General features: G+C 67.9%; 20 protein-coding genes. 14 read left to right on the top strand and 6 right to left on the bottom strand.

Translation table 11 applies throughout. From position 1 onward, the window contains the following. Window positions 1–47: 47 nt before the first annotated feature. Window positions 48–506, bottom strand: coding sequence for a hypothetical protein (locus OG817_RS01355; protein WP_406051612.1), 459 nt, complete (start codon window positions 504–506; stop codon window positions 48–50). Next, window positions 503–868, bottom strand: a complete 366-nt coding sequence (locus OG817_RS01350) for a hypothetical protein (protein WP_406051610.1) — start codon at window positions 866–868, stop codon at window positions 503–505. The genes OG817_RS01355 and OG817_RS01350 overlap by 4 nt, the downstream gene beginning before the upstream one ends. Window positions 869–1,047: 179 nt before the next feature. Here OG817_RS01350 and OG817_RS01345 point away from each other — a divergent pair, with 179 nt between their 5' ends. The 7 genes from OG817_RS01345 (at window position 1,048) to OG817_RS01315 (ending at window position 5,297) form a co-directional block, all read left to right on the top strand. Further along, window positions 1,048–1,974, top strand: a complete 927-nt coding sequence (locus OG817_RS01345) for a hypothetical protein (RefSeq protein ID WP_406051609.1) — start codon at window positions 1,048–1,050, stop codon at window positions 1,972–1,974. Between the two features lie 18 nt (window positions 1,975–1,992). Beyond that, entirely contained in the window at window positions 1,993–2,172 is a 180-nt protein-coding gene (locus OG817_RS01340; protein ID WP_360441864.1) for a hypothetical protein, read from the top strand. Next, window positions 2,169–2,369, top strand: coding sequence for a hypothetical protein (locus OG817_RS01335; protein ID WP_406051607.1), 201 nt, complete (start codon window positions 2,169–2,171; stop codon window positions 2,367–2,369). The genes OG817_RS01340 and OG817_RS01335 overlap by 4 nt, the downstream gene beginning before the upstream one ends. Next, window positions 2,350–2,634, top strand: a complete 285-nt coding sequence (locus OG817_RS01330) for a hypothetical protein (RefSeq protein ID WP_406051606.1) — start codon at window positions 2,350–2,352, stop codon at window positions 2,632–2,634. Before OG817_RS01335 ends, OG817_RS01330 begins: the two co-directional genes overlap by 20 nt. Window positions 2,635–2,960: 326 nt before the next feature. Then, a complete protein-coding gene (locus OG817_RS01325; RefSeq protein ID WP_406051604.1) occupies window positions 2,961–3,785 on the top strand; it encodes an alpha/beta fold hydrolase in 825 nt (274 codons plus the stop codon). 89 nt (window positions 3,786–3,874) lie between these two features. Then, complete coding sequence (locus tag OG817_RS01320) at window positions 3,875–4,696, top strand: alpha/beta fold hydrolase (RefSeq protein ID WP_406051602.1); 822 nt, start codon at window positions 3,875–3,877, stop codon at window positions 4,694–4,696. A 100-nt stretch (window positions 4,697–4,796) separates the two neighbouring features. Continuing rightward, a complete protein-coding gene (locus OG817_RS01315; RefSeq protein ID WP_406051601.1) occupies window positions 4,797–5,297 on the top strand; it encodes a GNAT family N-acetyltransferase in 501 nt (166 codons plus the stop codon). Between the two features lie 60 nt (window positions 5,298–5,357). Here the strand turns inward: OG817_RS01315 and OG817_RS01310 are convergent, their stop codons facing one another. Beyond that, a complete protein-coding gene (locus OG817_RS01310) occupies window positions 5,358–6,833 on the bottom strand; it encodes a M28 family metallopeptidase (RefSeq protein WP_406051600.1) in 1,476 nt (491 codons plus the stop codon). Window positions 6,834–6,985: 152 nt separating this feature from the next. On the opposite strand from OG817_RS01310, the gene OG817_RS01305 reads away from it, so the two are divergent. From OG817_RS01305 to OG817_RS01295, 3 genes are all read left to right on the top strand, one after another. After that, complete coding sequence (locus OG817_RS01305; RefSeq protein ID WP_406051599.1) at window positions 6,986–7,735, top strand: DinB family protein; 750 nt, start codon at window positions 6,986–6,988, stop codon at window positions 7,733–7,735. Between the two features lie 174 nt (window positions 7,736–7,909). Then, the gene (locus OG817_RS01300; RefSeq protein ID WP_406051597.1) at window positions 7,910–8,794 is read left to right on the top strand and encodes an SDR family oxidoreductase; all 885 of its coding nucleotides are present in this window, start codon (window positions 7,910–7,912) and stop codon (window positions 8,792–8,794) included. 105 nt (window positions 8,795–8,899) lie between these two features. Continuing rightward, on the top strand, window positions 8,900–9,640 hold the full coding sequence (locus OG817_RS01295; protein WP_406051595.1) for a hypothetical protein: 741 nt from the start codon (window positions 8,900–8,902) through the stop codon (window positions 9,638–9,640). Here the strand turns inward: OG817_RS01295 and OG817_RS01290 are convergent. After that, a complete protein-coding gene (locus tag OG817_RS01290) occupies window positions 9,637–11,025 on the bottom strand; it encodes an FAD-binding oxidoreductase (RefSeq protein WP_396396468.1) in 1,389 nt (462 codons plus the stop codon). The two genes, OG817_RS01295 and OG817_RS01290, sit on opposite strands and share 4 nt — an antisense overlap. Window positions 11,026–11,140: 115 nt before the next feature. Here OG817_RS01290 and OG817_RS01285 point away from each other — a divergent pair, with 115 nt between their 5' ends. Then, the gene (locus OG817_RS01285; RefSeq protein WP_406051593.1) at window positions 11,141–12,391 is read left to right on the top strand and encodes a lactate racemase domain-containing protein; all 1,251 of its coding nucleotides are present in this window, start codon (window positions 11,141–11,143) and stop codon (window positions 12,389–12,391) included. A gap of 92 nt (window positions 12,392–12,483) precedes the next feature. Beyond that, window positions 12,484–13,935, top strand: coding sequence for a flavin-containing monooxygenase (locus OG817_RS01280; protein ID WP_406051592.1), 1,452 nt, complete (start codon window positions 12,484–12,486; stop codon window positions 13,933–13,935). A gap of 261 nt (window positions 13,936–14,196) precedes the next feature. Here OG817_RS01280 and OG817_RS01275 read toward each other — a convergent pair whose 3' ends face one another. Next, window positions 14,197–15,570 (bottom strand): cystathionine beta-synthase, encoded by a 1,374-nt coding sequence (locus tag OG817_RS01275; protein WP_396396473.1) that lies wholly within the window; start codon window positions 15,568–15,570, stop codon window positions 14,197–14,199. A 94-nt stretch (window positions 15,571–15,664) separates the two neighbouring features. On the opposite strand from OG817_RS01275, the gene OG817_RS01270 reads away from it, so the two are divergent. Next, a complete protein-coding gene (locus tag OG817_RS01270) occupies window positions 15,665–16,693 on the top strand; it encodes an SGNH/GDSL hydrolase family protein (protein WP_360441911.1) in 1,029 nt (342 codons plus the stop codon). Window positions 16,694–16,823: 130 nt separating this feature from the next. Continuing rightward, window positions 16,824–17,054, top strand: a complete 231-nt coding sequence (locus OG817_RS01265) for a DUF4287 domain-containing protein (RefSeq protein WP_131363087.1) — start codon at window positions 16,824–16,826, stop codon at window positions 17,052–17,054. Between the two features lie 76 nt (window positions 17,055–17,130). Here the strand turns inward: OG817_RS01265 and OG817_RS01260 are convergent, their stop codons facing one another. Beyond that, window positions 17,131–18,360, bottom strand: a complete 1,230-nt coding sequence (locus tag OG817_RS01260; RefSeq protein WP_406051591.1) for a VOC family protein — start codon at window positions 18,358–18,360, stop codon at window positions 17,131–17,133. Between the last annotated feature and the right edge of the window lie 31 nt (window positions 18,361–18,391).

Genomic DNA, 18,391 nt, shown 5'->3' with positions numbered 1-18,391 from the left:
CTCACCGCCCAGCGCTCGTCACGGCCGTGTCCAAGAACCTGCCTTGTTCAGAAGCGGTAGTGCAGGACGATGGTTCCCTTCCGGGACCACGCGGTACTGCGGGCTTGGGCTCGGTAGTAGCGGCGGAGGACGGACGGGAACTGGGCGATCTCGGGTTCGCGGCTGATCAGGATCTCCTTGATCAGTTGCAGCTTCGGGTTCCAGCGTTCGAAGTCGCGCGGGTCGTCGACGCCGGGGAATTTGATCAGGTCCGCGACCGTCTTGGTGCCGCGCGAGTGCCGGGCCGCCCAGACGGCGAACTTGGTGTAGCTGTTGAAGACCAGGTTGCCGCTCGGGAAGTGCTCGACCAGCCGGTCCAGCAGTGCTGTCACCTGGTCCTGGCTGAGGAACCCGAACAGACCGTCGGCCACGATGATCGCCGGCTTGTCGGAGGGTACGGCGTCCAGCCAGCCCTTGCCGGTCACGTCGGCGGCGATGTTGTGGGAGTGCGGACGCTCCGGAATCAACTCCCGTCGTGCGGTGACGACCTCGGGGAAATCGACGTCGTACCACTCGACGGTGTCCGGCGGGCGAGCCGTTCCCGGCGGGTGTCGAGGCCGGCGCCCAGGTCGAGTCCGACGGCATCCGGGTGACGGTCGAGGAACCTCGACGCCACCTCGTCCAGCTTCTTCGCCCGGATGGTCGCGTTCAGGAGCAGGTTGGTGTCGATCTTGAGCCGCTCGTAGTCGTAGCCGGACGTACGGACGATCTGGTCGGCCATGGCATCGCCGAGGATCGGGATCGGTCTGCGGTTGTCGAGGGCGCGGCAGCACAGCGTCAACCACAGACTGTCCTCGAGCGGCGTGAAGGCCGGAAGTGTGGTCCCCATGGCGGATCCCTCCGGGTTGACTGCGGACTTCGCACCACCCTCGCCGCCGCCACGCCTGGCGACATCATCCGTATCGAGTGAATTCGGGCGCCGCTGCATGAGTTTGTAGTGCAGGTCGCCGGGTACCTGCGGTGTGGCTGGGGGCCTGATATGTGATTCAGGATCAGGGAGGCAGCGACATGGCCGGAACACGCACCGCAGGCAGGTTGGTGAAGGCCTGGGGCACCGGGGTCAAGGATTTACCGCAGAACGCGACCTGGCTGCTCTCGAAGGCGTTGACGCCGTTGGAAGCGACGAAGGATGCGGCCGGCAGCGCGACTCAGTCGGCTGGAAGCGGCCTGGCGGACATCGCTCGCCACGCAGGTGCATCTGTCATGGATGTACTTCCCGTGGGCGATTCGATCGAGCTGCGGCTCCAGCGAGCCAGGGCCGCGGCCGACGAGGCCAAGCAGGCCGAGGACGACGCGGTACGCGAGGCCGAGGAAGCGAAGGCGCGCAGCGACGAGGCGCGTCAGGTCGCCGAACGGTGCCGGGCGTACGTGCGTGACGTCGAGCGGGAGCAGACACAGGAGGTCAGCGACAAGGTCGCCGAGGCACGCCGCGAGGCCGATGCGCGAGTGGAGCGGGCTCGGGCCTCGGCGCAGGCAGACGCTGACCGCGTGGTGCAGCGGGCGAAGGCGGAGGCGGACGACCGGGTCGCGAAGGCCCGCGAAGAGGCGGAGGCGGCGCAGTCGAAGGCCAAGCAGGCGATGGCCGACGCGACCGCCAGCCTGGCAGAGGCCAGGCGGCTGGCGGACGAGGCCACCGAGGCGACGAAGGCTGCTGCCGAGGAGGCACACCGACAGGCCGCGCAGCTTGCCGCGGACGCGGATCGCGAGGCCAAGAACGCCGACGAACGGGTCCGCGAGGCCGAGCAGGTCCGATCTCGCGCCGCCACACAGCGCAAGGGCAACGGACGAAGTCGTGCCACTGCCGACCTCAACGAGATGACCAGGACGGACCTGCTGAACCTGGCCACGGCCGAGGAGGTCAAGGGCAGGTCGGCGATGAGCAAGACAGAACTGGTGACCGCCCTCAAACGCTCGACCAGTTCGAAGCGGCGATAGCCAAGAGTGGAGACGATCATGGGACTGTTGCACAGGAAAAGCCGGACGGAGCGGATTGTCGGGCAGATCGCGACCGGCACGACGAACGCGATGCGCCGTGGTGCTGTGCGCAACAGCGTCGCCGCCGCGGCTGCCGCGATCGGTGTGAGCGCGGCCAGCGCTGTGGTCTCCTCGCGGCGGCAGAAGGACAAGAAATGAAGCTGCGCAGCGTGGCGGTGTTCGGCGTGGGGTACGTGCTCGGGGCCAAGGCGGGACGTGAACGCTATGTTCAGATGGTCGAAGCGCTCCAGCGGGCGTCGCAGCGGCTCGACGAGGCTCGCCGTCAGCGCGGCAAGCCTTCCCGAACCGGGAGCAACGGGCTCGACAGCTATCTGGATGAGACCAGCCAGAACTAGCACCCTGGCCGGCGGGGCCGTCGTACGCACCTCGCTCGTCGCCCGGCTGCTCGGAGTGCGGCTCTTGACCGTCGAGGGGACCGTTCTGCTCTCACCGGTCTCGTTCGGCGACCCGCCCGCGGACAGTGCCCCCACTGCCCGCGTCGAGACCACGACATCCCCCGTGGACGCCAGGACCGGACCCAAAGGGATAGGCGCAAGGCTCGGTCCGTCGGCGCGCCTGATCGACGAAAGCATCAAGGACCTGCGCACGCTGGACCACTGAACGAGCGGACCAGCCCATGGTTTTCTGGCCGTCGATCGTTTCGCGGATGATGTCGGCGCGGCCGGGAGCTCGTAGGCGACGTCGAGGTCGAGAGTGCGCTTCCGGGGTGTACTCGGTCTCCTCGGGCGCTCGTCCGTGAGCCTGTCCGCTACTTGGGGGCTCCTCAGATCGGCCGTCGGGGGCTAGGGTGGCGTGGGGGTGGTGAGGTCACCAAACCCGTTGCTGACAAAGGGTTTCGGGCTGACGACGATTCGGTGCCGGGCTCCTGGTCCCGTGTGCCGTTCGAGGCCGGGGCTATTTCGTTACGCACTTGAGGGGGCACCACAGTGGGAATGATCACGACCAGCGACGGTACCGAGATCTTCTACAAGGACTGGGGCAGCGGTCAGCCGATCGTCTTCAGTCACGGTTGGCCGCTGTCGGCCGACGACTGGGACAACCAGATGCTCTTCTTCCTGCAGCAGGGGTACCGCGTCATCGCCCATGACCGCCGCGGTCACGGCCGGTCGACGCAGACCGGCGACGGCCACGACATGGACCACTACGCCGACGACCTCGCCGCGGTCGTGGAGCATCTCGACCTGCACGACTGCCTCCACGTCGGCCACTCGACCGGCGGCGGCGAAGTCACGCACTACCTCGCCCGGCACGGTGAGGCCCGGGCTGCCAGGGCCGCGCTGCTCTGCGCCGTACCGCCGCTGATGGTGAAGACCGACGCCAACCCCGACGGCCTGCCCAAGGAGGTCTTCGACGACCTGCAGGCCCAGCTGGCGGCGAACCGCTCGGAGTTCTACCGCGCGCTGCCGTCCGGACCGTTCTACGGGTACAACCGGCCCGGCGCGCAGGCTTCCGAGGCGGTCATCCAGAACTGGTGGCGCCAGGGCATGATGGGCGGGGCCAAGGCGCACTACGACGGCATCGTCGCGTTCTCCCAGACCGACTTCACCGCGGACCTGAAGCAGATCGGCATCCCGGTGCTGGTGGTCCACAGCGAGGACGACCAGATCGTTCCGTACGTCGCATCGGGCCCGCGGTCGGCGGAGCTGCTGAAGAACGGAGTCCTGAAGACGTACAAGGACCTCCCCCACGGCATGCCGACCACCCACGCCGACGTGGTCAACGCCGACCTGCTGGAGTTCTTCCAGTCCTAGCGGTCTGCCCCGCACCACGACACTCATCAACTGACTTCGTCAGCTCGCGCGCCCTCCCGGCGACAGTCGACTGACGAAAGGACCTGTCGATGAACAGGAATCGATCACCTCTCTTCCGTGTGCTGACCGTGCTCACGGCCGTCCTGGGTCTGGTGCTGACCGCGATAACCCCTGCGGCGGCGTCCCATCCCGGTGGCCCGAAACCCACCATCGTGCTCGTCCACGGCGCCTGGGCCGACGGGTCCAGCTGGTCCAAGATCACCAGCCGTCTCCTGAACGACGGCTACAACGTCCGCGTGCCACCGAACCCGTTGCGCAACCTCACCACCGACGCCGCAACCATCAGAAGCTTCCTGTCCACGTTGTCCGGACCCGTCGTACTGGTCGGTCACTCGTACGGCGGCGCCGTCATCACGAACGCGGCAACCGGCAACCCGAACGTCAAGGCGCTCGTGTACGTCGACGCGTTCGCACCCGCAGCGGGAGAAGCGATCTTCTCGCTGGCCGGCGAGGACTCCGCACTGAACGTCGACCCCGCTACCGTCTTCGACTTCGTCCCCTACCCGGGTGCGCCCGCCGGTGACGTCGACCTCTACCTCAAGCGCGACACCTTCCTGACGTCGTTCGCGTCCGGCGTCCCACGCCACGAGGCCGAGAACCTCTACCCGTCCCAGCGCCCGTTGACTCTCAGCGCCGGAAGCACAATTTCAGGTACGCCGGCGTACCTGACCATCCCGTCCTGGTACGTCCTCGGCACCGGCGACCGCATCATCACCCCCGACGCCCAACTCGCCATGGCCACCCGAGCCAACTCCAAGATCACCAAGATCAAGGCCGGCCATCTAGGCCTGGTCTCCAAACCCAGCCCCATCACCAAAGTCATCGAACAAGCGGCGCGCGCAACCCGCTGACGGGTCTCCGCCACCCGGTAGCTGGTTGTGCACGAAAACCCAGCGACCGGGTGGTGGTCCTGCGGCTACGCTCCCAGGCGTGCCGGCGGAAGAGGATGTCATGAGTGGCGGGTATGGGATTCGGGCTCTGCGGGACGGGGATCCGGTGGTTATTTCGGGGGCGTTCACGGCCATCGGGTGGGACAAGCCGGTTGAGCAGTACGAGAAGTATTTGGCCGAGCAGGCGGCTGGGGTGCGGGATGTGTTGGTGGCGACGGTTGACGAGGATTTCGTCGGTTACGTGACGGTGCGGTGGGAGTCGGCGTACTTCGACGGGTTGCCGGAGATCCAGGACTTCAACGTGCTGCCGCCGTACCGGCGCCGCGGGATCGGCAGCGGGCTGATGGACGCGGCAGAGGCGTTGGTGGCCCAACGATCCGAGATGGTCGGGATCGGCGTCGGTCTGTACGCCGACTATGGCCAAGCCCAGCGGATGTACGTCCGCCGCGGCTACCTGCCCGACGGCCGAGGCCTCATGTACGACAACCAACCAGTTGCCCCCGGCAACACAGTACGACTGGACGACGAAGCCACCCTGATGTTCACCAAGTCACTGGCCTGACCCCTTGAGGGGTGCGTCTCCACCCCGCATCGGGGGCGGGGTGGAGACGCGGCCGGGGGGTTAGTCGGGGATCGTGGCGACGTTGAAGGCGTAGCGGGCGGTGGAGTCGGCGATGGCGTCGGAGTTGACGTCCAGGGCGGTGGCGTTCACGTTGGCGAGGGTGTCGCAGGCCTGGTGGTAGCAGATGTCGTACGCGACTCCCGGCGTACCGCCGAACAGGGTTGCCTCCTCAGGTGTCTTCTCGCCTTCGGCGCCGGTGAAGATGCCGCCGGCGGGGATGCCTGCCGCGATGAACGGGCCGTAGTCGGAGCGACCGTCGAAGTCGGTGCCGACGTGACCGAGGCCGCGGCTGTTGAAGAACGTCTCCAGCCGATTCTCGATCTGGGCCGAGCCGGCCGGCCCGGCCGGCGCGCCGACCGCGTCGGAGTCGTCGCCGTCGTACAGCTTGTAGGCGAAGTTCGGCGAGGCGATCATGTCGAAGTTGAGGTACAGCCGGATCCGGTCCCGGTCCGGCGCCGACAGCTTCGCGACGTACTGGTCGGACCCGAGCAGCCCGAGCTCCTCGGCGGCCCAGAACGCGAACCGGACCTTGTTCTTCACCGGGACCTTCGCGAGTTGCAGCGCGGTCTCCAGGATCGCGGCCGCACCCGAGCCGTTGTCGTTGATCCCTGGGCCTTCCGGCACGCTGTCGAGGTGAGCGCCGACCATGACCACGTTGTTCGGATCGCCCTTCGTGGTTTCGGCGATCACGTTGTAGTCGGTGCTGAGTTGCAGGTTCGCGTCGACCTTCAGATGAACGACCGCGCCCGGGCTCGCGGCCAACTCGGTGCCGATGGAGAAGTCGGCGTACACCATCGGGATGCCGAGTCGCCACTCACCGAGGTCGAGCGGTTCCGCGTCCGTGCGGCCCGGCTGGCCCTCGTTGAAGACGATGATCGCCGCGGCCCCGGCATCGCGAGCGTTCTGCACCTTGGTGATGAACGGGCACGTGCCGCGCTGGACCAGCGCGATCCGGCCGGCCACAAAGCCGGCGAAGTCCGAAGTCTCGCATCCACTCGTCGATGTCGGGGTGGGTGTCGGCGGCAGGACCAGGTCCACGGCCTGGATCTGCGCCGTCACGTCACCGGACGGCGACGGCTGGAAGGTGAAGAACTGCTCGTTCGGTACGTACGTCTGACCGCCCGTCACCGCGAGCGTCGGCGGGCTGTTCTCCGTCCAGCTCTCGACGAAGTTGGCCGGATCGAGTGTGACCTTGTACCCCGCGGCCCGGAGCTGGAGTGCGACGTAGGCAACCGAGCGGTCGTACCCCGTGGTCCCGGCCGCACGGGTCCCGCCGGACGCGTTGGCGATCGCCTGCAACGCGTCGAGGTGTTTCTTGACGTTCTTGCCGTCGACTTTCTTGACCAACTGTTCGGCGTAGTGCTCGTCGTTCGGTACGGCGCTCGCCGGCGCCTGCTGCCCGGCGACCAGAGCGAGCACAACGGCAACGCCGATGGCGCCACGACGACGGTAGGAATGATGACGGAAAACACTCATAGCTCCCCCACGAAGCGGATGGACCAGTCCCCCAGGTCCGACGCTGCTCGCAATCTAACCCGGCCGATCAGACGCGACCAGAGCTCGCGAGTGGCTTGTTTTTCTTGGGGTTCCGGAAGAAGGGTGTCCGGAATGTCTTTTAGCTTGAAGATATGGAAAACGTGGATGCGATCGAGCGGGTTGATTTGCGCGGTGTGGTGGTTCGGGATGTTGATTTGCGCGGCGCACGGTTCGAGCGGGTGAAGCTGCGTGGTGCGGTGATGCGTGGGATGGATCTCGGGCAGGTGCGGATCGACGGTGACATCGAGGGTCTGGTGATCAACGGTGTCGAGGTTGAGGCCCATGTGTCCGCCGAGTTGGACCGGCGGTACCCCGATCGCGTGAAGATGCGGCCGACCGGCGTACCCGGGTTCCGGGAGGCGTGGGATGTGGTCGAGCGGCTGTGGGACGGGACGGACGAGCGGGCGCGGAAGCTGCCGTCCGAGTTGCTGCACGAGAGTGTGGACGGGGAGTGGTCGTTCATCCAGACGCTGCGGCACCTCGCGTTTGCCACGGATGCGTGGATCTGCCGCGTGATCCTGGGCGACCCCGCGCCGTGGCATCCGCTGGATCTGCCGTTCGACGAGATGAGCGAAACACCTGGCGTTCCGTGGGATCGCGACGTACGCCCGTCCCTCGAGGACGTCCTGCAGTTGCGCCGGGACCGGATGGCTGTCGTACGCCGGTACGTCGACGACCTCACCGAGGACGCCCTGAACGCCGACACCAGCCCCGTCCCCGGCCCCGGCTGGCCGCCGCCGGACAACTACTCGATCCGCGAGATCCTCCTGTTGCTCCTCAACGAGGAATGGCAACACCGCCTGTACGCCGAACGCGACCTCGCCGCCCTCGAGTCCACCTAGTGCCCTGCGTCGGTGATCCCTTGAGCGATTGCGGTGTCCAGGTGCGTGCATCGCAAGGCGGAGAAGCACTAGTACCTAGTTGCCGACCACAACCTCCGTGATCTCTCCTGAGCCGGGTTGAGGGGTTGCGTAGGTGGGGGTTGGGGGTCACCTTCGAGGTAGGGGGTGGGTTTGATGATGCTGGTGGTGGGTGGGACGGGTGAGTTGGGTGGGCGGGTTGTCCGGCTGTTGGTAGGGGCTGGGCAGGAGGTGGTGTGCCTGGTGCGGCCGCAGTCGGACGGGAGTCGGCTGGAAGAGGCTGGGGCGAAGGTGGTTCGGGGGGATCTGACGGACAGCGCGAGTCTGCAGAAGGCGTGTGAGGGGGTCAGCACGGTTGTCGCCACCGCGACTGCGATTGCTCGGCTGTTGGCGCGCGTACCTGGGCCGTCGTTGCACGAAGTTGACGAGGTGGGGATGGTTGCCCTCGTCGACGCGGCCCAAGCAGCCGGTGTGGAGCGATTTGTCTACATTTCGTACGCCGGGGTCGAGGCGGGCCTCGGTCTACCGCTCGAGCGCGCCAAGCTGGCTGTCGAACAGCGACTGAAGGCTTCGAGCATGCGGGCCGTCATCGTGCGGCCGGATGCCTTCCACGAGATTCATCTGGCACCACCGGGCCGCTTCGACATCGCCAACGGCAAGGTGTCGACCATCGGGAAGGGCGATGCCAAGCAGCGATGGGTGAGCACAGACGACGTCGCGGCTCTCGTCGCGGCCGTGGCGGTCGAGCCCGATCCTCCCGAGCTGATCGAATTCGGCGGACCGGAGGCGCTCAGCCGGAACGAAGCAGTCGCAATCGCCGAGCAGTTCACCGGCCGGCGCCTGAAGGTGCAGCACATGCCGCGGCCCGTCGTCCGCGTGATGGTCCGCATCCTCAGCCGCACCAACGACGGGATGGCGTCGGCGTTGGGTGTCGGCCTGCTCCAGGACCTGCACGACGCTCCCTGGGACGACGAACCGTTGCGCAGCCGGGGTATCACACCGCGCTCGACCACCGACTACCTCCGCGACTGCTCGACTTGAGCTAGGTCTCCAGCGCGTCCGCGTGCCGATGGAAGACCCTCCAGCCACCGGCCAACGCGCTCCGGCGAGCGTCAACCATTGCGGGCAGGATGAGAGGGTGGGCGCGTGCAGTGGCTGAGGCGTCAGGCGGGGTTGTTGTTGGGGTTGGGGCTCGTGTGCGGGCTGGGGTGGGCGATCGCGGTGTCGACGGCGATGCCGAGCTGGTTCGATCCGAGCGAGGCGTGTGAGAAGAAGCTCCACGGCGGCAGCACGACCGAGGTGCACACGTCATGGTTCCCGCCGTCGGCCAGCTGTGACTTCGGTGGCGGCGACGTACGCCAGTACATGTCGACGACTCGATCGACGGTGCTGTCGGTTGTCGGCGTACTGATCCTTGTCGTCCTGGTGACCGGTCTCGTGCTGACGATCAAGCGGTTGTCCGGCGATCCAGGACCGACCCGGCGTGCGGAGGGGGTCGATCTGCGCCGACGGAGGCGCAACCAGTTGACCTTCGGAGCGTTGGACGTTCTCGTCGCCGTCGCCGTGCTGGTGTTCTTCAACGCGGTCGCGATCGTGCTCGGCGAGATCGTCGGCGGGGTCCTTTTCGTCGTCACCACGATCGCCGGACTGAGCGCACTCTGCACCGCCCTCGATCGGCACATGGGTCCATTGCCCAGTACGGCGCTCGAGAGCCGGCGGCGCGGCACGATCACGGGCGCGACCCTGTTCGGCGTGATCTTCACCGCGACCGCGGTCACCGGCCAGCTACCGTTCTTCCGCCTGTGGGCAGCCCCGCTGGCCGCCATCACGTACTCCGCCGTCGTACACCTCCAGTGGTCCCGCCAGCGCGGTCCGGTGAAGGTCTAGTCCGGCCAGCCCGGCTCGATGTTCTGGTTCAGGTGGAAGACGTTCTCAGGGTCGTACTCGCACTTCACCCGGGACAGCCGCTGGTAGTTCGCCTCACCGAATCCGGCGATCACCCGGTTCTGGCCCTCGTTACCGATGAAGTTCAGGTACACGTACCCGGTCGACCACTCCTTCAGGTCGTTGCACAGATCCCGGGCCCAATGGATCCCACGCTCGTCGTCGGCCGGATCCGCCCACAGGCCGAACGGATGGACCACCCAGGCGGCCTGCCGATGCGGCAGCGGCCACTTGTCCGCGGCCCGCAGTACCTCACCACCCCACGGCACGCAGATCTGCTGCGACGGCGACGGGCACGGCATGTCCACGACCCGATCGCACAACGCCTGGATCGCCGGGTCGGGCAGCGACGACAGGTGCTCGGCCGACCAGTAGTTGCGGAACCCGGGCGGATCGTCGAGCGACGACTGCAGCACGTCGTACGGCATCTCCGCGACCATCTGCACTTCCGGTGCCAGCGCGAACATCGGCGCGAGCGCGTCCCGCAGCTCCGGCTCGCCGCCGGCGTAGACCCCGGCCACCGCCACGGTGAGCTTGCCCTGCAGGTGCTGCGGCACGAAGTCCTCGGGCGGCCCGGTCAGATAGATCGCACCGCCACCAAGCTCCTCCGGTGCCCCCTGCTCGATCAGGTCCCGATACGCGCGGAACACCGTCGGACCGGCGTCCGCGGGCCACATCAGCAGCCCGAGCGTGACCGCCGGCAACGGCTGCAGCTTGAACGTCATCGACGTCGCGACCCCGAAGTTCCCGCCGCCGCCGTGCAACGCCCAGAACAGCTCGGTGTTCTTCGTCTCGTCCGCGATGATCAACCGCCCATCGGCAGTGACCAGCTCGACCGACACCAGCGCGTCGCAGGCCAGACCGAACTTGCGTTCCAGCCATCCCGATCCGCCACCGAGGGTGAGCCCGGCGACACCGGTCGTCGAGACCCGGCCGCCCGTCGTCGCCAGCCAGTACGGCCGGCAGGCCCGGTCGAAGTCACCCCACGTCGCACCGCCGCCCACTCGCGCGAGCCGCGCCTCCGGGTCGATCTGTACGTCGTTCAGCCGGCGCAGGTCGACGACCAGACCGCCCTCGGTGACCCCCGTGCCGGCCACGCCGTGACCACCGCCGCGGACGGCGAGCTCGAGGTCCTGGGCGACGCCGTACCGGACCGCCGCCTGGACGTCGGCCGCGGACTCGCACTGCGCGATCATCGCCGGCCGCTTGTCGATCATCGTGTTGAACACCGTCCGGGCGTCGTCGTACGCCGCGTCCCCGGACCGCAGGACCACTCCCCCGAAGCCCTCGGGTCGCGCCCCCGACGGCCGTTCGATCGTGTCGGACATGCTGAATCCCCCTTGCACTTAGCTCCCGCTCCCCCAGGTGCCACCCCGATCGTGCAACGCCACCACCCAGCGGTCAACGGCTGGACCGGGCGTCAGGGCTCGGTAAGGTCGGGGTGTGAGCACAGCGGCGGTGATCGGTGGGGTGGACCAGGTCCTGACCGACGACGAGGTGATGAGCTTCGTCGGCGACTCGTTGGCCGGTGCCGGACTGGACGGGCGCAGTGTCTGCGTGATCGTCCCGGACGCCACCCGGAGCTGCCCGCTCCCGTTGCTGATGAAGGCGGTCCACCAGGCGCTCGACGGCCGGGTCAGCAAGCTCACCACCTTGGTTGCCCTGGGCACGCATGCGGAGATGACGCCGGAACAGCTCCGCGACCACCTCGGCGGTGAGTACGACGGCGTACTGAATCACGAGTGGTGGAAACCGGACACGTTCGTCGATCTCGGCTCGATCAGCGCGGACCGGGTCGGCGAGATCTCCGACGAGATGCTGCGCGACGAGGTTCCGGTCAAACTCAACCGGGCCGTGGTCGAGCACGACGTCGCGCTGGTCGTCGGCCCGGTGTTCCCGCACGAGGTGGTCGGCTTCTCGGGCGGCAACAAGTACTTCTTCCCCGGTGTGGCCGGCCAGGAAGTGATCGACCTGTCGCACTGGCTCGGCGCCCTGATCACCAGCGCGAACATCATCGGTACGCCGGGCATCACGCCGGTGCGGGCGCTGATCGACGAGGCCGCGTCGCTGATCCCGGCCGAGAAGCTCGCGCTGTCCGTGGTCGCGCAGTCCGGCACGGACTCCCTGCACGCGATCGCGTTCGGCGACACCGCCTCCTCGTGGCGCGCGGCCGCCGACATCTCCGCCCAGACCCACATCCGCTACCTGAACCAGCCGGTCCGGCGAGTGGTCTCGATGATGCCCGCGAAGTACGCCGACATCTGGACCGCGGCGAAGGGCTTCTACAAGGTCGAGCCGATCGTCGCCGACGGCGGCGAGGTCATCCTGTACGCGCCGCACGTGACCCGGCTGGCCGCGATGCACCCGGAGATCGAGGAGATCGGGTACCACTGCCGCGACTACTTCATCGGCCAGTGGGAGAAGTTCCGCGACCTGCACTGGGGGGTGCTCGCCCACTCGACCCACCTCCGCGGCGCCGGCACCTGGGACCCGGCGACCGGCGAGCACCTCCGCGTCCAGGTCACGCTGGCCACTGGCATCCCGGAGGACGTCGTCCGCGGCGCCAACCTCGGCTACCTGGATCCGGCGAGCGTCGACCTGGCCGCCCTCGAGAACGACCCCGGCACCCTGGTCATCCCGAACGCCGGCGAGATCCTGCACCGGTTGGCGGACGCCAAACACTCATCAACGTGACCGATCGGCCCGGCTCCACGCTTGAGCGCGCCCGCTGACGGCCTTTGATGAGTGCTGGAGGTCCGCATGACTCGCCGGTAACCTTCGTCGGTATGACTGAGGTCGTGATCATCGGGGCCGGGTTCGCCGGGCTGTGTATGGGGATCAAACTGCGGCAGGCCGGGTGCGAGGACTTCGTCATCCTCGAGAAGGCCGCCGAACTCGGTGGCACCTGGCGGGACAACACCTATCCGGGCTGCGCGTGCGACATCCCCTCGTACCTCTACTCGTTCTCGTTCGAGCAGAATCCGCACTGGACCCGCATGTTCGCGCCCTGGGACGAGATCCTCGGCTACCTCCGGCACTGCGCGGACAAGTACGGCATCACCCCGAAGATCCGGTACGGCGCCGAGGTGACCGAGGCCGCGTTCGACGAAGCCACCGGTCAGTGGACCGTGACCGTGAACGGCGACGAGACCATCCAGACCCAGGCCCTGGTGACCGGCGTCGGCAGCCTGCACGAACCCAAGCGGCCGGACCTCCCCGGCCTCGATTCCTTCGCCGGTACGACGTTCCACTCGGCGCAGTGGGATCACGGGCACGACCTGCGCGGCCGGAACGTCGCTGTGATCGGGACCGGCGCGTCCGCGATCCAGTTCGTCCCGCAGATCGCCGAGGAGGTCGCTCAGCTCGACGTGTACCAGCGGACCGCACCGTGGGTCATGTCCAAGCCGGACCGCGCGATCGGCCCCCGGGAACGCCGGCTGCACGAACGGTTCCCGGCCGGTCAGCGCGCGATCCGGAACGCCATCTACTGGGGTCTCGAGGGTCGCGGCGCCGGGTTCGCGGGCAACCCGAAGTTGATGAAAGGCCTTGAAATCCAGGCCAAGCGGCATCTCCGCAAGCAGGTGCCCGATCCGGACCTGCGGGCCAGGCTGACTCCGGCGTACCAGATCGGCTGCAAGCGGATCCTCTACTCCAACGACTACTACCCGGCCCTCCGCCGGTCGAACGTGGACCTCGTCACCACCCCGATCACCCGGGTCACTCCGACCGGCGTGGTCACCGCCGACGGGATCGAGCGGCCGTGCGACACGATCGTGCTCGGCACCGGGTTCGACGTGTCGGCGAACCTGATCCGGATGCCGATCCTGGGCAAGGACGGCGTCGACCTGGCCGACCACTGGAAGCGCGAGGGGATCGGCGCGCACCTCGGCATCACCGTCGCCGGCTACCCGAACCTGTTCCTGCTGGCCGGCCCGAACACGCTGCTCGGCCACTCCTCGATGGTGTTCATGATCGAGGCCCAGGTCCGCTACGTCATGCAGGCCCTGCACCTGCTCCGCCGCCGCGGAGCGTCGTACGTCGAGGTCCGCGAGGAGGCGCAGGAGCGGTTCGTCAGCGGGATCCAGGGTGAGCTCGGTGACACGGTCTGGCAGTCCGGCTGCAGCAGTTGGTACCTGGATGCGGCTGGGCGCAACTCCACCATCTGGCCGGAGTTCACCATCTCGTACTGGCGCCGCACCCGGCGGCTCGATCCGGCAGACTTCGTCCTGGTCCACTAGGGGTTTACCCGCACTCCCGAAGTAGGAGTAGGCAGGCTCCGGCGTACGACCTTGGGATGAAGGCAAGACTGGTCCGAGGGCCGATGTCCGAATGGCCCCGCTGAAGGATTCTTGAGGTATGGAAATTCTTCAGATTGCCGGAGCGGCGGCGATCGTGATCGGCATCGTGGTCACGGTCCTGCTCGCCATCGTGCCCTCGGTCGTGGACCGATAAGTCTCCCCCGCTGGGGAGTCAGCCCGCGCGGTCACACCGCGCGGAGGTCAGTCGGCGGACAGGTGGACCAGGAGGTCCTGACGGGTCAGGACGCCCACCGGTTTGCCGTCGTCCAGCACCATCAGAGCGTCGCGGTCCTCGAGCAGCTGGACCGCCCGGGTGACCGGTTCGCCGGCGCCCAGGGACGGGAGCGCGGGGTCCATGTGCAGCTCGACCATGTCGGCCAGCCGGGCCTTGCCGGAGTACAGGGCGTCCATCAGCGTCCGCTCCGACACCGACCCGGCGACCTCGGCCGCCATCACCGGTGGCTCCGCCCGGACCACCGGCATCTGCGAGACGCCGTACTCGCGCAGGATCTCGACCGCCTCGGCGATCGTCTCGTGCGGGTGCGTGTGCACCATCGGCGGCAGGCCGCCGTCCTTGCGGGCCAGGATCTCACCGAGCGTGACACCCTGCCGGGTGTGCGCGAGGAACCCGTACTGTGCCAGCCAGTCGTCGTTGAACACCTTCGTCAGGTAGCCGCGGCCGCCGTCCGGCAGCAGGACCACGACGACGGCTTCGGGATCGTCGAGTTCGTGCGCGAGCCGGATCGCGGCCGCCGCGGCCATGCCCGCGGAACCGCCGACCAGCATGGCTTCCTCGCGGGCCAGCCGCCGGGTCAGCGCGAACGAGTCCGCGTCCGAGACCTCGATCACCCGGTCGCAGATGTCCCGGTCGTACGTCTCCGGCCAGAAGTCCTCGCCGACACCCTCGACCAGGTACGGCCGGCCGGTGCCACCGGAGTACACCGAGCCCTCCGGGTCCGCGCCGATGATCTGCACCCGGCCGCCGGAGACCTCCTTCAGGTACTTGCCGGTGCCGCTGATCGTGCCGCCGGTGCCGACGCCCGCGACGAAGTGAGTGATCTTTCCCTCGGTCTGCTCCCACAACTCCGGACCGGTGGTCTCGTAATGGGAGCGGGGATTGTTCTGGTTGGCGTACTGGTTCGGCTTCCAGGCTCCGTCGATCTCGCGGACCAGGCGGTCGGAGACGTTGTAGTACGAGTCCGGGTGCTCTGGCGCCACCGCGGTCGGGCACACCACGACCTCGGCGCCGTACGCCTTCAGTACGTTGCGCTTGTCCTCACTCACCTTGTCCGGGCAGACGAAGACGCACTTGTAGCCCTTCTGCTGGGCGACCATGGCCAGCCCGACCCCGGTGTTGCCGGAGGTCGGCTCCACGATCGTGCCGCCCGGCTTCAGCTCGCCGGAGGCTTCCGCGGCCTCGATCATCCGGACCGCGATCCGGTCCTTCACCGAGCCGCCGGGGTTGAAGTATTCGACCTTCGCCAGCACCAGCGGCTTGGCGCCGTCGGTCGTCCTCCCCAGCTTCACGAGTGGGGTGTTGCCGACCAGGTCCAGGAGTGAGTTCGCGTAGCGCACGTCCTAACTGTAGTGCTCATCCGGCCGGACGAAGTTGGGCGCGTCTTTGCCGTATATCACTTGCTTGTCTGTCACAGCGTGTAATCCTGGAGGTATGACAAGAGCCCGGGCCGCGAAGCGACTGGCCCAGGCCGCAGCCTTCGGTGGCGGGGGACTCGGACTCATCGGTGCCACGTTGTACGGCGTACTGACCGCTGAGGCCGAGTACGCGAAGCGCGTGATCGGGCCGACGCGTTACTACCCCACTCCGGGCGACGGCCTGTATGGCTGGTTTCCAGGACGTCCGATCACCTTCGCCATACTCGGCGACTCCAGTGCTGCCGGGTACGGCACCGAGTCGCCGGACGAGACGCCCGGGGTGATGCTCGCCTCCGGACTCTCCGAACTGGCCAAACGGCCGGTGCGGCTGGTCGACGCGTCGAAGACCGGAGCGAAGTCGACCGACCTCGCCGGGCAGGTGGACACCGCCCTGCAGGCCGGGCCGCATGTCGCGGTCATCCTGATCGGCGTGAATGATGTGAAGGCGAAGATGCCGCCCTCGACGTCGGTCCGGCTGCTCTCGGCCGCGGTCCGCAGGTTGCGGGCCGCGAACTGTGAGGTGGTGGTGGGTACCTGCCCCGACCTGGGTGTGGTCCGGACGATCATGCCGCCGCTGCGGCAGGTCGCCCGGTCCTGGAGTCACCGGCTGGCCGCCGCTCAGACCATCGCAGTGGTCGAGGCAGGCGGCCGAACTGTGTCTTTGGGCTCTCTGCTCGGCGAGGTGTTCCGGACCAACCCGTCGATGTGGGGCCGGGACAACTTCCACCCCTCGGCCACCGGGTACGCCGCCGCGTCCGCAGCGCTGCTGCCATCAGTCGCAGCCGCGATGGGGGTCGGGCCGGAGTCGTTCGTGCATCCGGAGCCATTCCGGGGCGAGGCGATCCTGCCGATCGCGGAGGCCGCCGTCCAGGCCGCCCGTACGGCCGGCACCGAAGTCGCCGCGACCGAGGTCGCCGGGCGGGAGCGCGGCCCGCGGGGTCCCTGGGCCTCCTTGCGCCACCGCCGCCGCCACCCGAAGGCCGAGGTCGACCGGGTCGACGAGGACACCACCGAGACGACTGACGCCGTACCGGTCGGAAGCTAACCCTGGAAGGGGCCTGCGACGATTTCGTGCGTCCGCTGAGCGGGGACATTCATGGCGGAAGTCTTGCCTGTGGGTGGCCTCGTGGTGCACAGTCGATAACTACGCGGTACCCCGATGACGGGAGGCGAAGATGGGCTTGAGCCACTCCGAGGAGACGCATCAGCGTCTGGTGGAGAGGGTGCCCAGGTGCACCGGACGTGAGATGACCGAGTGGTTCCAGCTGATGAACGACGGACCGTCGTTCCTGCGCTTCGATGACCGAGTGAGATGGCTCTCCAGCGAGTACGCCCTCGCCCACGGGCACGCAACAGCCATCGTTCACGAGTACGACCTGGTCCGGGCGCACCGGCGAATGAGCTGACCCCGAAGGAGAACCTCACAAGACCTGCCCTTTCAGGTGGAAGGGCGGGTCTTCGCCGTTCCCGGGGTGTTCTGGGTCAGACGATGGCCACCTCGTTGCCGTCGGGGTCTGCTAGTCGGTGGTGGTTCGGGGTTCTGGAGATGAGGCGGCCTCCGGTCGAGAGGGCCGCGTCAATGCGGGATCGGGCTTGGTCCCGGGGGACGGCCAGCTCGAGGTGGAGGCGGTTGCGCTGGTGGTGGCGGGGCTTGTCGGCTGGGTCCAGTTGCTGGAAGAAGAGGACCGGGTTGAGTCGCCGCGGGTCGTAGATGTCGGTCAGGAACGGCCGGGGATCGTGCTGGTAGCCGAGCAGGGCTGTCCAGAACGCGCGGACTGCTGGTACGTCGACCGCGTCGAAACCGAGCTGGACGAAACGCAAGCGTGTGGGATCGGCGGAGAGTCCTAACTGGCCGGCCGCCTTCTGGATCCCAGCGGCCAGATCCACGAACGCGGGCCGAGGTGCACCCTCGTCGTCCTCCCACTGATCCTTCCCGCTGTCGATCGTGACGCCGTCCGGGCGTACGTCGACCAGGACCGGCACACCACCGTCGTCCGCCAACTGAGCGACCGCCGTCGCCAGACGCACCGCCTGCTCGGCCGACGTGGTCGGGTAGAACGTCATCCCGCCGAAGTTCGCCAGCCAGTCAGTGGTCTCGTTCGAGAGCTCACCACCGGGGACCAGGTCGGCCTCGTTGCCCTCTTCGTCGGCGAGCGTGAGCTCGTAGGCGCCGAACGCCTCCTGACCAAGAGCTGCCTTGACCGCATCCACCGCCGCGGGGTCCCGGCCGACGTCGACGTGGATCCGGTTGCGCAGCGGCCGCGGCTCATCCAGGCCGCGGAACGACACGGCCGGATCACGCCGCAGCGGATCCCGGAGACCGTCGGCACCGACCGGCTCATAAGCCAGCGTGGTCTGCCAGAAGGCCTTCACCGACGGTGTGTCTGCGGCATCGATCACCAGGCGCATGATCTGCAACGCCGCCGGATCCGCCACCAGGCCGAGCTCGCGAGCCGCCGCTGAAACCCCACCGGCCAACTCCACGTCGGCCCCGGTCAGATCCGCCGACGGCCTGCCGATCCGCACCCGCACACCACTGGCGCGCAGATCCACCTCCGGGAGACCGCCACCGCCCGCCAGGGCCGCGATCCGGGCGAGCAGCGCCGCACCCACGCTCAGCGATGGCGCGTCGTACCAAGCACTCGCCCCACCATCAACCACCCGCCAGTCGGCCTGCTCGAACTCGGCGGCGGTCACTTGCTCCTCGGTCATGGCCCAAGGCTAGAACCACATCCGGACGCTT

The sequence above is a fragment of the Kribbella sp. NBC_00889 genome (assembly GCF_045207705.1).
GTDB lineage: Bacteria > Actinomycetota > Actinomycetes > Propionibacteriales > Kribbellaceae > Kribbella.
The sequence above is the reverse complement of the archived record's forward strand: the minus strand, read 5'-3'. Positions and strand labels throughout refer to the sequence as shown.